At 42.6% G+C, this 14,056-nt stretch carries 11 protein-coding genes; 6 read left to right on the plus strand and 5 right to left on the minus strand.

Annotated features, from left to right (window positions below; translation table 11 throughout):
• Positions 1-65 precede the first annotated feature (65 nt).
• Entirely contained in the window at positions 66-437 is a 372-nt protein-coding gene (locus HFD99_RS03525) for a hypothetical protein (protein WP_123797422.1), read from the minus strand.
• 313 nt (positions 438-750) lie between these two features.
• Here HFD99_RS03525 and HFD99_RS03530 point away from each other — a divergent pair, with 313 nt between their 5' ends.
• On the plus strand, positions 751-1,218 hold the full coding sequence (locus tag HFD99_RS03530; RefSeq protein WP_225164785.1) for a discoidin domain-containing protein: 468 nt from the start codon (positions 751-753) through the stop codon (positions 1,216-1,218).
• Between the two features lie 881 nt (positions 1,219-2,099).
• Here HFD99_RS03530 and HFD99_RS03535 read toward each other — a convergent pair.
• The 3 genes from HFD99_RS03535 to HFD99_RS03545 all read right to left on the minus strand — a co-directional run bounded on the left by HFD99_RS03535 (position 2,100) and on the right by HFD99_RS03545 (position 3,096).
• Entirely contained in the window at positions 2,100-2,342 is a 243-nt protein-coding gene (locus HFD99_RS03535) for a hypothetical protein (RefSeq protein WP_167440709.1), read from the minus strand.
• A 56-nt stretch (positions 2,343-2,398) separates the two neighbouring features.
• Positions 2,399-2,716 (minus strand): hypothetical protein, encoded by a 318-nt coding sequence (locus HFD99_RS03540; protein WP_225164786.1) that lies wholly within the window; start codon positions 2,714-2,716, stop codon positions 2,399-2,401.
• 143 nt (positions 2,717-2,859) lie between these two features.
• Entirely contained in the window at positions 2,860-3,096 is a 237-nt protein-coding gene (locus HFD99_RS03545; RefSeq protein WP_238797211.1) for a hypothetical protein, read from the minus strand.
• A gap of 175 nt (positions 3,097-3,271) precedes the next feature.
• On the opposite strand from HFD99_RS03545, the gene aiiA reads away from it, so the two are divergent.
• From aiiA to HFD99_RS03570, 5 genes are all read left to right on the plus strand, one after another.
• Positions 3,272-4,030 carry a quorum-quenching N-acyl homoserine lactonase AiiA gene (gene aiiA, locus HFD99_RS03550; protein ID WP_123797423.1) on the plus strand — a complete coding sequence of 253 codons (759 nt, stop codon included), beginning with the start codon at positions 3,272-3,274 and terminating at the stop codon, positions 4,028-4,030.
• Positions 4,031-4,044: 14 nt separating this feature from the next.
• Positions 4,045-5,367, plus strand: coding sequence for an MFS transporter (locus tag HFD99_RS03555; protein ID WP_123797424.1), 1,323 nt, complete (start codon positions 4,045-4,047; stop codon positions 5,365-5,367).
• Positions 5,368-5,412: 45 nt separating this feature from the next.
• On the plus strand, positions 5,413-6,801 hold the full coding sequence (locus HFD99_RS03560; protein WP_123797425.1) for an amidase: 1,389 nt from the start codon (positions 5,413-5,415) through the stop codon (positions 6,799-6,801).
• Between the two features lie 29 nt (positions 6,802-6,830).
• Positions 6,831-7,049, plus strand: coding sequence for a hypothetical protein (locus HFD99_RS03565; protein WP_039276151.1), 219 nt, complete (start codon positions 6,831-6,833; stop codon positions 7,047-7,049).
• 132 nt (positions 7,050-7,181) lie between these two features.
• A complete protein-coding gene (locus HFD99_RS03570) occupies positions 7,182-7,793 on the plus strand; it encodes a TetR/AcrR family transcriptional regulator (protein WP_167440806.1) in 612 nt (203 codons plus the stop codon).
• Between the two features lie 1,488 nt (positions 7,794-9,281).
• On the opposite strand, the gene HFD99_RS03575 is transcribed toward HFD99_RS03570, so the two are convergent.
• A complete protein-coding gene (locus tag HFD99_RS03575; protein WP_167440807.1) occupies positions 9,282-13,871 on the minus strand; it encodes a fibronectin type III domain-containing protein in 4,590 nt (1,529 codons plus the stop codon).
• Positions 13,872-14,056 lie beyond the last annotated feature (185 nt).

Here is a 14,056-nt window from a genome sequence, read left to right on the forward strand (position 1 = left end):
AGGGAAACACGGGATAGCTTTACATTATTCATCACTTGATTTCCCCATTTTCTTTCAGTAGAGTATTAACTTTTTTCTAAATATGACATCGGAAGTGGGGAATAGACTATCGTATCTCCATCTTCATCTCGTTTTAAAATAATAGCGAACTCAGCACCATTACTCTCATCGCCTCTTGGCAACGGGAAGATCATTGCGGGACAACGCAACTCATAATTATGAGGAAATTCTTTTTGAAAATCCTCTAAAGCATAATTCAGAATTGCATCTATTTTATCGGTAAGCACATGAAATCCACCTATTACAAAATCATTGGACTCTTGGGAAGCGGTATACTTCTCAAATAACTGGGTCTTGTATTCCTCAACAGTGCTAAAACAAACTTCCCAATCCAAAGGGAATACGCCATTTGCCAAATAATAAGTGTATATTTTCATATTCTATACATCTCCTTCTCGCACCTAAAATAGTTATTTATATTGTTTCTCTCAATCTTTTTCGATATAAATTAGCCTAGCCTTTAGAATGAGCTTGTTAAAGACCCGAAAATAGCACCCTTTTCTTATTTCCTCCTATATCGTTTGAATTTTTTAATTACGTAGGTTCTTATCCCGTCCATTGCTAGTATAGTCATGAAATAACTGGTTGCTATTATAATGCTTGGCCACTCATTTATGATTATGCCTTTTTTAATTAAGGAATACATTCATTGAGAGTTTCATACAAAATCCAGATAGTTATTCGTTTTCCATGGAACCTGTCGTTATAGCTGAAGATAACGTTTCAACGAATGGAGATACCAAAAATACTTTTCCGAAAAATGTTTTGATCGATAATAATCTTTATTGGGAGAGCAGCTTAAGTGGTAAAGGTGGGGAAATCATCTTCAAATTAGATACGGGAAAAACGATCAATGATATCCTCTTAGCCCAGCCACCTTCTCGCGCTTTTATACTTTCGTTTTCGTTTCATGGCTCGAGTGACGGAGAAAACTGGTATAGGTTAGGACAAGTCGAGGCTGTACCAAGCACTGCAAAAATAACCTATCAGTTTAGTAATGAAATTCCTTTTTCATATTATAAAATAGCTGTACTTTCCTCTGGATTGAATAATACAACCACCTATTATGGTATCCGATACATTCAACTAAGAACCGCGCTAATCAATGGCGTTCCTGCCTACAGAGCGTCCAATATAAATCCCGCTATTGCGGAATAAGCCAGTACAAAATACAAAAAAGGGGGCTGGACAACGCCCCTATGAGTAAAGGCTATACTTGAGACAAAAGTTATTCTTACATTCCTAAAATTTCTAGTTATAAGTGATACTTTCTTGCTTTATAACTGAGACTTATCCTCCAACAATAACATAATCACACCCTAATATGATCACTCGTCATTCTATAACTGTGAAGAGAAATGAGAACCAGTAGATTCCTTTTAGCTACTGGTTCTACCTGAACCGCAACAGCGACACAACATCCGTTTGAGTAAACTGTAGGCGATCTGCCCGGCTAAAAAAGTCTCAGACATATACCAAAAAAAGTATAGCCAAATTCGTCTCATGTATTACCGTAACTCATACCTGCGTCAATATGCCGGAAGTGTATTCAATAAGATATCCTTTTTCACGAGCATATTTGATTGTGTTTCTAATCCGACGCTGAAACTCCATTGGTGATTTAACCTTTCCGATATGAATTTCTATCGTATTATCCCACCGAAAATAGCCGTAAATATTCGTCCCTTTACCAGGAACTCGTAGCCACCGGACTATTCGTGTTAAAGCTAAGCAATCCAAGAAGAATGCCATAATGTCGATTGACAACCATGAAACCTGGTGCATGACCTAAATACAAGAATAATCCAACGAGAAAACTAAATATAAAACTTATGCAAACAGTTTCAAGCGAACGCCCTTGATAAAGCCTGAAGCAAAATTTGAATCTCTTAAACATTTCATCCCACCAATCCTTAAATCTCTGCAGTTGTCTCCATGCCGTGGATTTTCCACCATTTGATCACAGTAACCGCTGACTCCCCAAGATCCTGTAAGTCAGTAACGTGTACAGCATGACAACATTCAAGCTTTTACCCGGACTAGATGCCCCTCATGGATCGAAATCCATTCGTGCCGAGAGGAGTGAATTCTAATCGGGCTACTTTCTCAAATGACCACTCGTATCTCCCTGGTATCCAGCCGCCCCCAAATTTAACCTCCATGTAGCTACCCGCTTGGATCGGCTTACCGGCAACAAAATGCCGCAGGCCATTGCTGCTGCCTTTGTGTCCAAGTGTAATCAGATCTTCAATCATTCCATTTTTTTTCGGCTGCGGAGTCATCGGGTCCTTCTCCCCAACCCACTTCCTGACTTTCAGTTCCAGCCCAGGGATCGGTTCTATCCAATCCGCATCCTAATAATATGTTCCGGTGTGATTCCGAAGTTATCCGCTGTAAATAGTATTCTAAGCTGACTAAAAGAGGGCACTGTCACAATTTCCTCTCCTACTTCGGGGTACCGTCGTAAGATTAAATCGGACCACATTTCAGATACAAATTCATCGTTGCTTTTCAATTCAAATCGTGGCAGATGACTAATAAACTCGGATCGCTTTTTGCCAACTGCCTCTGCATCTTCTTCTTGCTTCCGGGATGCGTAAGGGTAGAGCAGATACATACCAAAATGATATAGATGAATATCTATCTTATTGTCCATGAGCTCGTCCACCAGGTACTTGAGCATTACGAGACAGTCAGGCTTCTTTTCGGCATTCAAAAAGATATCATATCTGTGTCTCAGGTTTCGAAAGAATCTTTCCGGGTATTGGTATACATATAAAAAATCCCCTTTTCAAGTCCTCAATTATTGGCATACATATCGACCTGCACCCGGCTGCAGGCTAGCCACTTCTCCAATCGATCAAAAACCTTAATTTCAAATCCCGATTCATTTCTCAATACTTCAAACCGGATGTTCTCCTCTACCGCCGGCCCTCCAATTGTAACTTGATCTCCTATCAGCATACCTTCAAGATTAGCTTTTCGACTTAGGCTTAGTTTCATAAAACTCATTCTTTCCTTATTAATTAAGTCCAACTGATCGACTCCACAGCCCGTAGCAGTTGTTCAATCAATCTTTACTTGTTGCAGGTGTAAGGCTTTTGCCGAAGCCCAACCGCCGATGACAAATTGACATCGGACAATTTGTCCGATATAATGAAAACAAAACGGACAAACTGTCCGAATCTATAATCTGAAGGGTGAAACTGGGATGTATATCAAAAAGTTGTATTTTTTACCCGTAGGTGAATGTTTCCTAGATCAATCGGCAGTTAATCGAACCCTTGCCCCCGGGAAATTAGTCGGAATGCCTGTGTGGTCTTTTCTATTGGAAACGACCAGCGGGCCGATACTCATCGATACGGGAATGCCCGACGCTTTTATCAACAATCCCGATTACTACAAGGGGACTAGACGTGAAGGGCGCGTCGTCCCCAGCATGTCTGACGGCGACTCGATCGTAAATGTGTTAAAGCGTGTCGGTTATCGACCTGACGATATTCAAATGGTCATTAGCTCCCATTTACACTTGGATCATTCTGGGGGAAACGGGCATTTCCGCAATACGCCGATCCTTATTCAAAGGGCAGAGTATGATGCGGCCATAAACAATGAGGATTACTCTCCATTAGAGTGCAGGCTGCCCGATTTACAATATCAAATCATTGAGGGTGACCATGAATTAATTCCGGGGGTTCAAATTTTATTCACTCCGGGTCATTCCCCTGGCCATCAATCAGTCCTTGTCACAACGGAAAAGTCGGGCCCAGTGCTACTGACATTTGATGTTGCTTATACTAGGGAGAACTTTGAGAATAGCGTACCGTTCTTGACATTCGATCAAGAGATGGCTGCCAAATCGATTACTCGCATGCAGGAGTTAATTCAGGATGTTAGGCCGTCCTATGTTTTCTTGGGACACGATAGAGATCAGGCGCAAAAATGCCGCACCTTTCCTGACTTCCTGTAATGGAGGGACAGGCTATGGATACTCAATCAATGGCTTTATCCGGCAATGAGCGGAAATTAATGGGGACACTTTGCTTGCTCATTATTTTCGGAAACATCAATATGACCATGTTTAATTTGTCTATACCTTCGATTTCCGCTGACTTTGCCCTGACCTCCTCGCAGGTGAGCTGGGTTATGGTCGGTTACAGCATTTTGATGGCTATCGGCGCCGGTACTTACGGCAAGTTAACGGAGTCCTTTTCCTTTCGCCAGCTGTATGTCATTGGTTTAATCCTTTTAGCTTTCGGCTCTATGATCGGCTTTTTTGCAGCTTCATACTTGCAAGTCATCATTGGAAGACTGCTGCAGGCAGCAGGGGCCTCATCCATCTCTCCCCTGTCTTATGCGGCAGTAACCCTGTATTTTAAGCCTACAGTCAAGGGACGGGTGCTGGGAACCTTATCCGCCACAATTGCCTTTGCTTCCGGCTTCGGGCCTGTGTTCGGCGGTTTCGTGGAGCAATACTTTGGCTGGCGTGCTTTGTTCATCGTGTCCAGTCTGAGCCTATTTGTTATCCCTTTGATATTCAAGTATGTTCCTGACAAGAAACACGACCGCGGTTCATTCGATTTTCTCGGAGCTGTTTTGTTCTCCGCGGGACTGGCGTTGGTGTTGCTAGGGGTTACGAACTATTGGTTTATGCTCATTGCAGGAGCAGCAGTTCTTCTATGGTTCGGTACTCATATTCAGAAAAAAGAACATCCATTTATCGATGCATCTTTCATGAAAAATGCTCCTTACCGACGAATTCTAGGGATTGGATTCCTTACCTTCGTATGCAACACGGGGTTAACCTTTACTCTTCCTGTCATGATGAAGAATTCCTTTCATTTACCAACTAGTAAAATCGGTCTGCTGATGCTTCCCGGTGCCGCCTGTGCAGCCTTGCTCGGATCCCGGATCAGAGGTTGGACAGATCGTTTCGGAAGCTCCCGCGTGCTTGTCATATCGCAAAGTCTCGTCATCAGCGGATTTATACTACTGGGGGTATCTGTACATTTGCCGCCATGGATCGACGCTTTATTGATCATTATCCTTATGATTGGATTCAACGGTGTCCTCACCTCTAGCAGCAATTTAGTTTCGACGACACTCCGTTCGGCTGAGCTGGGTGTGGGGATGGGTATTTTCACACTGGCCTATCTCCTAGGCGGAGCATTCGGCCCTGCGCTGGTCGGCCGACTGATTGATCTAAAGATGCCTTTTTTTGTTGTTTATTTTACCATTTCCCTGTTGGCAATCCTGACATACTTATTCGCAAGAAAAGCAAATCCTAGCGGAAGCTATGGTAATTAGTTTGGTAGACTTACGACATGTCCGAAAGATATGGAGGATGAATAGATGAGTAAATTAAATTTCCAACTGTCCTTTGCTGCTATTCATGAGCTGGCCGAGGGGATCCGAACAAGGAAAATATCCCCCGTAGAGATTACAGAACATGCGCTTCACCGCATCGAACGTTTGAATCCGAAACTGAACGTTTTCGTTACCCAAACGTCCGAACTGGCGATTGAACAAGCGAAGCAATCGGAACGCGATATTATGCATGGTCGGTACAAAGGGCCCCTTCACGGGATTCCCATCGTTCATAAGGATCTATATTACACTAAAGGGATCCGAACAACTGCCGGTTCAAAAATATTGAGCAGCTTCGTCCCCGATTACGATTCGACGGTTGCAGCTAAGCTACATGAGGCTGGAACAGTTCTGCTAGGCAAAGTACAGACTCACGAGTTCGCTGCGGGATTGACAACAACTAGCCCGCACTTTGGTCCTTGCCTCAATCCGTGGAACACTGAACTTGTAGCGGGAGGTTCAAGCGGCGGTTCGGCTTCTGCTTTAGCGGCTGGACTTACTTATCTGGGAACAGGCTCGGATACCGGAGGTTCGATCCGCATACCCGCTGCTTTGTGCGGTGTCGTAGGGATGAAGCCGACGTACGGTCGGGTCAGTCGTTATGGTATCATTCCAATGGCCTGGTCATTGGACCACTCGGGTCCGTTGACCCGCTGTGTCATGGATGCGTCCCTGTGCTTGGATGTGATGTCTGGCTTCGATCCAAAGGATGAATCGACTGTCGATCTGCCTGCGCCAGGTATCAAGATGTATCCGAATGGTCTCAGAGGTGTGCGTATCGGATTGCCGACAAGCTACTATTATGAGGATTTGATGCCGGAAGTGGAAGCTGCGATGAAGGCCGCTATCAATAAATTCCGAGAACTGGGAGCAGAAATCATCGAAGTTAGCCTGCCCCTGATCAAACATGTTAGAAGTGCGACGATGGCCATTATGATGACGGAAATGTACTCGTACCACGAGAAGTGGCTTGAGACAGAATTGGAACAGTATGGACCGGACGTCCGAATGTTTCTTGAAAGCAGTAGAGATATTCCGGCTTCCATTTACCTTCAGTCTCAGCGGGCCCGGCAACTAATTGTCAATGATTTTTTGAATGCATTGTCCGGAATCGACATCTTGTTGACGCCGGCAACACCGATCACTGCGCCGCGTGCAGATGATGATGCTAGTGTATTCAGATTGAACTCATTTACGCTTCCGACCAATTTGACTGGCTTGCCTAGCCTGAGCATGCCTTGCGGCTTCTCACCTTCCGGTCTGCCGATTAATATGCAATTGATTGGCCGCCCCTTCGAAGAAGCGACAGTACTAGGTATCGGCAATACTTATGAAATGAATACAGACTGGCACAAGAGACATCCGGATTTGTAAGCCTGACTATATTTGATGGAGGGTAATCTATGGATCAAAAGCAACTTAACTCTGAAGTTAGCAGGAAAGCATCAACCGTAACCGGAACAGATACGACGAGCGACAAGAAAAAAGCATACGAGCAGTTTATTCATACGATCGCAAGTTTAAAGGAACTGGACCTATCGGGCATTGAACCGCATTTGCCTCCAATTTACAAAAAGCACTATACCAAGAAATTAAAAAAAGCTCATCGGTCACCCAAATGAATGTATTTTTAATTTTTCACGAAATGTATTATAATTATGAAGACGGACAACATGTCCTATACACGAAAAACGGACATATTGTCCGTTTTTCGTGTTAAATAACAGTTAAATTAATGATGAGGGGAGATATTTATGGTAAATTCAGAATCGCAATCTGTCTCTCTGAAAATTCCCAGAGAGGAGTTAAACCGAAGACGAATTTTGGCGGCGGCTAGAGAACTTTTCATCAAAAACGGTGTTTACAATGTCAATATGCATCAGATTGCGAAGACTGCTGGAGTAGGACAAGCAAGCCTATACCGCCGCTACTCGGATAAGGGCGACATATGTCAGGAGATCGCGTATGAAGAATACCAACCTTTGTTTGATGAAGTTCAAGCATTTCTTGATCAATCCCCAGAAACCGCTGCCTTGGACCGGCTTTACCATGTAATCGTAAGATATGTCTCTTTTTTAGAGGCGAAAGTTCCTTGGCTCTGTGAGGTCAGCCGGGCCTCAACCGGGCATCGTCCGTTACAATCTCCGTTATGTCAATGGATGCGCAATATAAGCAGAAATCTGCTAAATGAGGCCGTTGAACAGGGAGACGTATCCGGGGTGGACATTTCATATACTATTGAAGCCCTGCTGACCGTGCTTCACAATATCGATTACCATCTCCAAGATGAAGGCTTTACAAGCCAACGAGTTCTTGATGGATTACACCGCATATTTATTGAAGGTTTAAGAGCTAATAGACATTAATTGAGGGGCTGGCCACAAAGCCACATAACATGGATGAGGGATAGTCCTGCGTAACTCCTCTTTTTATCTCATAATGGTATATTGAATGTACAAAGAAACCATATCCTTTCAAATGGTCGGGTGGTACCTCCATTTTACCCAGGAACGGTTTCTTATTGTTTTACAATTGGAGAATAGGACGTCCCTAGTCATTTTTATGACTTATGGGACAACCCTTTTTTTCTGCCTATGGCTGCTATGCGAGTTGAAGAGATTTGTACAGCACTTGGGGATTTTATTAAAATTTAGTCTATCTTTCTCCTTACGGATATACAGTAATACTTCGTGCATAGATTTATATAAAGTATGGTAAGATACCCCCGTGTATTCTAATACTGTACAAACTGTTATCCGGCCGGCTTTTTGGAGCAAATCGGAAATCACGAAGTCTACATCAGCCTTATATTTATTGATTCTTTCCTGTCTTAGTTTCTCTTTAGTTTCTTCTATTTTTGAAGTTATTTTATTGTTTAATTCGTTATAATTCGTGATTATATTGCTATAAGACATCCCTAAAAATGTGACTACATCCCTTAATGTAATTTGTTCATGATCGTGTGTTTTGATGTACTCATTTGCAAGTGACCAAAGGTATTTTTCCTTTAACTTTTTCTTGTTGTGGTTTTGCTTTCTAATTGCTTTAGAGATTCTATTACCCAGTCCGTGCTCCCAAGGCAGAAAATGGAATTTTTAGATATCGAGCAATTGCCTTATGAGATATTTTAAGATTTTCATACACAAATGTTTGAAGAGCTTTCTCCAATTGATCTACAAGTTCAGCACTGTTATAATTCTGACGTTCTATTGTTTTCCTTTGATAATGTTCTTTATCAAATAGGGCATTAAATATAAAATACCGTTGCACAGCAGGATCAAATAAATAATAGTAGAACGTTAATATTCCAACCTAAAATCGCTCTTGAGTTCTGAAGTAATCCGAGTTTACCCTTCCAATTTAAAAGCCCTCTAAAAATCTGTACCAAATCACTACTACATGTTCTGGTTGGACCGAATTTTTTAGATAACTCCCTTGACAAAAGCTTATTTTTATTTAAATATCCCATGATCTTGTACACAGTATTATTGGACCTTTCTAGTCGACGTGCTATTTCACTCACCGATTGTGTATTCTTTAGAATCTCCCGTGTTCTCTCAATCATACCAACCCAGTCATTAATTGATTTCCACATGTTATCTGAGGTATCAATCCCGTATTCCATCCAACATACTGTACAGATGGAATGCCTATTATATTTCTGACCTTGTACCATATGTTAGCATATATAGAATATATATAGTAAATAGAAACACAAAAAAACCAATAGAAACAAGGGGTTTTGTTTCTATTGGTTTAAAAATGTCTCAAACATATACCCAAAAATGTCTCAGTTATCAACCATATCAGTCTCAATTATTACCGTTACTCACAGCCCCCCTCCCTTATTTTGGCTACTTCATTTGAAGCATATTATAAATCATCTCAGCCGCTTCCGCACGCGTAACTTCCTGTTTGGCACGAAAGCTGCCGTCTGGATATCCTTGTACTAAATTAATCTCAGTTAGACCAAGTACATCCTTTCTGGCCCACTCTACAATTTGAGAGGAATCTGAGTATACACTGCTTTCTTGCTGTGGTGTAGCCTTGATAATGTTATTCACCATTTTAGCGGCCTGCTCCCGATTTATGACCCGATCTGGACCGAAGGCTTTGTTACTAAAACCTCGAGCGACTTGATCCTTAATTGCTGTTTTGAGCAGATCAACATACCATGCAGATAGATCAATATCCTCGAAGTCTAGAGTCACATCTGTTTCGAGCGGTAATTTAAGAGAACGAACAAGCATCGAAGTAAATTCCATACGTGTTACGGGTCTATTCGGTTCAAAAAGCGTGCTGGATCTCCCCTTCACTACGCCCAAATCGGCAAGCGCATTTATTTTCTCTCTATTAAATACCCGATCAATGTCACTAAAATGATTTGGCTTCGTCTCGATTGTCGAGCCTTGAAAGAACTCTGTTTTTGTTTCTATCGGCTCCTCTACAACAGTCTGAATCGGTTTTACACCCCCCGCGCCTCCTGCTCCAACACCTGTGTCCACAGCATTCCCTGTAGTTTTACCACTCGCTTCTTTTGCCTCTGTGCGTTTTCCTTGACTATTTTCTGCCCAAAGTTGAACGGTATACAATTGCTTTTCTCTCAGCTGTCTCCAGATAAAAGCTCGATCCTTACCACGATATAGGACTACTCCTTCACTAGCGAGAACAAAAATATCATTTTCATGCTCTGACTCCCAATGGATGATAAATTCACTATTGGTTGTTTCTGTCTTCGAAAACGCAAATGCTGAAGACGGTAACGTCTCGACCTGACCTTCTGACTGCTTACCTTCACCGCTTGTGTTCACTGGCTTAACAGTAATACGATACAATGTAGAACTATCTAATCCGTCTACTTTAAACTCTTGAGTAGTCGTATGGCCGATAAGCATCTCGTTTTTGTAGACATTGTAAGCATCTGCACCCGGAGCTTCTGGCCATGTAATAAGCAAATCGGTATCCGTTACGCTTTTCACAACCAACCTATGATTTGGTATTTGACCTGGCAATGTACGATACGTAAAGGGAGCAACGTCGCCTTCTCCCGTAGTATTCATCGCCTGTATACCAAACGAGTAAATTATACCAGGCTGGATATCTGAAAGTATGATGCAAGCTTCTCTAGTGTCAAAAACTTCCCCTGTATCTTTGCGGATTACTGCATATTGGGAAGCACTCTTGATTTCATTCCATGTCAGCGAAATCTGTCCATTCCCAAGTTCCGTAACTTTTACATTTTGTACTTGAGGCGGGAGTGTCAGCAGTTCACCCAACGCTGGCGGGCTGTAACCACTGCTGTTCCCACTACTCACTTGAAAAGTGTAGTTTTTCCCACCTGTTAAACCAGATACAACTATCCGTGGTTCCGTACTATAATAATTTTGACCGTTGATTGTTACCTTATATTGAGTTGCCCCATCAACCGGAGCCCATATCAATGTGGCATCGTGCTCGCGAACATCTACAGCTGCAAGTTGTACAGCCAAATCAGGTAGCGTTAATACGTTGATAGATGTATCTAAGCCCGTACCACTTCGATTGTAAGCCCGAATTTTTATATTGGCAGATCTACCTGCTGGCAAACCTTCAAAAGTATAAGAATGGATACCACGCGGAATTTGCACCTTTGGTTCATCGTTAACATTCAAAATGTACCCTTCAGCCCCCTGCACATCTTGCCACGCTACACCAACAGAATATACATCCTTCGTTACACTTGAAAGTGTAGTTACCCGTTCTGGTAATGTCATAACGCCGAGATGAGCATAGTCTCCAAATCCTGTTTCATTTTCAGCAGATATACGATAGTTATACTCCGTTCCCGCCTGAAGCCCAGTATCGGTGAATTCTGTATACACATCGTTATAAACCGAGACCTTATCTCGCTCTAGAGCATAGTAGGTGGCAGTGATTACAGAATTCCACTTCAAGTCGATTCCATCTTCTCTTACGGTTACATTCCGGAATCCGCTTGGGCTGTCTGGTAGACTTAAAAAAGATACATGTTTTGCTGCCCCCTCTCCCATGGCGTTTATAGCGGATACAGAAACTTCATAATACTTACCAGGCTCCATCCCCTTAATCGGATTATACACATCCTGTGTAACCGTATCCTTAAATATGATTTCTCCCGTGCTTGCGTCCGCTGCTGTAATAATATATTTATTAGCTGAAAAAACTGGCGTAAAGTCGGCCATGATTTCTGCTGAATGACGAGAGACCGGTCGCAACTGAACATGCTCAGGGGCATCAGGTAACGTTAATACACGGACTCGATTAGAATATGCATTGCCTCCTACATGATTACTGCAACGCAGTTCATACTCATATTCATGTCCTCCTAATAGCCCTGTATCTGTAAATGAATTTGTCGGATGGTTAACATCCCAAACCTCATTTGTTGTTAGATTTCGGACTGTATAGACATAACCATCATCAAGACCGGAGGGGAGAGTCCATTGCAAATCAACCTCTGTGTTGCGTACAGATGTTGCCGAAAGCTCAACCGGCTTCGGTTGCTTTTGAATGCGAAGTGCACTGCTGACCGTTTCATACATGTTTCCTGCCTGGTCTTTCACCTTCGCATGGACATACCATTCGCCTTCATTTGAGAGATCCAGCTGGACTATAGGATCGGCGGCAGCCTCCCAGTTTTCGGGTGAATCGGAGCTGTTCGTGATTTTATACTGCCTTGTCGATGGATCAATCTCCGAGTGCTGGTCAGTATATTGTATGTTCACATGAATATTAGTATCTTTCCATTCACGCATATTGGGTGTCAGTTGAATGCTCGGCGGCTCCAAATCGATATAAGACATTGCGTTCACCGGAACGCTTCGATTTCCAGCTGCATCTACAGCTTGAGCAGTTACTTTTACAATTCCGGAACTATTTAATATTCCCGATGAACCAGGCACATAAGCGCCAGAACCCAATTGATATTCATAATGCACTGCTGTAGTATCCGTTGCACCCGAGAGTGTAAACTGTACTGGTTTATTGATATATCGGTTAGGATTCGTTACCTCAGAAAATATAACTTTCGGAGGGGTGGGTTTGGTTCGATCAATCATAACCGATTGAGTCACAATGGGACTAGACACATCAAGATTATTGATCGTCCGCGCTGATAGTTCGTAACTCCCTTCTGCATTTAATGTAAAAATGCCATTGTATGTCAGCCACTCCCCAGTTGGACTCAAACGATACTGTGTCTTCTTAATTCCATTTGTAGAGTCACTTCCCGACTCAATGGCAATGTCCACATCACGGTTCGTTGGACCCGTTTCGCTAGCCCGTATAACAGGAGCCGTCGGCCCCTTTTTATCAATCGTGATCTCTTTGCTTACCTCCAGGCTCACATTACCGACATTATCAATGGAACGAGCATAAATCGTGCTTTTGCCATCTTGGTTCACATGAAACACTCCACCATAATCCTGCCAAGCCTGATTCACAACACCGGACAATCGAAATTGAGTATGGGCTAGTCCAGAATAATCGTCTGCGCCCGGTTGTAATGAAATGGTATATTCATTACTGTTTCCTGTTGCATCTATAATGGGGGGAGTTGGTGGCATCCTGTCTATTCGGACATTGGCGGAAAAAAGACCACTATACTGGTTATTGACGTCCACTGTTCGGGCATAAATTGTATTTACACCATGATCATTGACAGTGAAGGGACCAATATATTGCTGAAATGCTCCTCCATTCAGGCTATATTCATAGTACTTTAATCCTTCAGGAGCCACATCCCCATCAATCCACACGGTTACAGGCTCTTTGGTCCACCCTGTAAACACCTGTCCCTCTGCGCCAGCATGTATCTGGGGTGGTTTAGGCATCAAGTCCGATTTGGGAATAATACGGATTCCAAACTTGGATATTTCATTACTTGTCTGTTGACTAGTTCCCATCGCTCTGAAATATCGTACATCCCTTAATGTAATAGAGTCAGTGATATCTATCCATTTCCCCTGGTAATAGCTATCGGCATAGAATTTCGTTACATTGGTCCATGTATATAAATTCGTTCCGTTGGGTCTCCAGCTGTCGCCTGCGGCGGCATTAGATGTATATATATCTGTATGATAAGATCCCTCAATGTAAACAAAAATCCTGTAATCCGAAGTCTTAATAGATCTTCCAATATCAATAAAACGATTTGTCGGCTGTTTAGTTCCATCACATGTATACCTTGCCGACCCCATGCCAGTGTATACTTCCGTTGCTCCTACTCCACTTCCTGACCAAGAGCCCCAACTATCGCCTCCACCTGGCAAATTATTTTGGCAAAAAGGACCTCCGATGATTTCTTCTGTAGCAGCTGATACCCTTTCCGGGAATATGGGAATGGTCATTAATAAGAGGAGTAAAGCCAGTACTCCATACACCCATTTATTGTGCTTCCTAACCTTTCGTTTATTTTTTCGATACATACACTTCTCCTTACTTTATTTTATTTTCAAAGAGTTCTACGTACTCGCTTTGGCTAAAATAGAAAAAGCACCTCAAACGAAGGCATTAATGCCTAAGTTCGAGGTGCTTCCTCAAGTTCACGAGTATGTTTTGAAGCTATTATACTTCGTTCCAAACAGGATGTAAACAGAACAGCAAAATGAAC

Source organism: Paenibacillus sp. EKM301P (assembly GCF_011800295.1).
Lineage (GTDB): Bacteria > Bacillota > Bacilli > Paenibacillales > Paenibacillaceae > Paenibacillus > Paenibacillus polymyxa.

What these genes read in the sequence shown, in the direction of transcription:
- HFD99_RS03525 (WP_123797422.1), bottom strand. Translation starts at nt 437, where the DNA reads ATGAAAATATACACTTATTATTTGGCAAATGGCGTATTCCCTTTGGAT.
- HFD99_RS03530 (WP_225164785.1), top strand. Translation starts at nt 751, where the DNA reads ATGGAACCTGTCGTTATAGCTGAAGATAACGTTTCAACGAATGGAGAT.
- HFD99_RS03535 (WP_167440709.1), bottom strand. Translation starts at nt 2,342, where the DNA reads ATGACTCCGCAGCCGAAAAAAAATGGAATGATTGAAGATCTGATTACA.
- HFD99_RS03540 (WP_225164786.1), bottom strand. Translation starts at nt 2,716, where the DNA reads ATGGACAATAAGATAGATATTCATCTATATCATTTTGGTATGTATCTG.
- aiiA (WP_123797423.1), top strand. Translation starts at nt 3,272, where the DNA reads ATGTATATCAAAAAGTTGTATTTTTTACCCGTAGGTGAATGTTTCCTA.
- HFD99_RS03555 (WP_123797424.1), top strand. Translation starts at nt 4,045, where the DNA reads ATGGATACTCAATCAATGGCTTTATCCGGCAATGAGCGGAAATTAATG.
- HFD99_RS03560 (WP_123797425.1), top strand. Translation starts at nt 5,413, where the DNA reads ATGAGTAAATTAAATTTCCAACTGTCCTTTGCTGCTATTCATGAGCTG.
- HFD99_RS03565 (WP_039276151.1), top strand. Translation starts at nt 6,831, where the DNA reads ATGGATCAAAAGCAACTTAACTCTGAAGTTAGCAGGAAAGCATCAACC.
- HFD99_RS03570 (WP_167440806.1), top strand. Translation starts at nt 7,182, where the DNA reads ATGGTAAATTCAGAATCGCAATCTGTCTCTCTGAAAATTCCCAGAGAG.
- HFD99_RS03575 (WP_167440807.1), bottom strand. Translation starts at nt 13,871, where the DNA reads ATGTATCGAAAAAATAAACGAAAGGTTAGGAAGCACAATAAATGGGTG.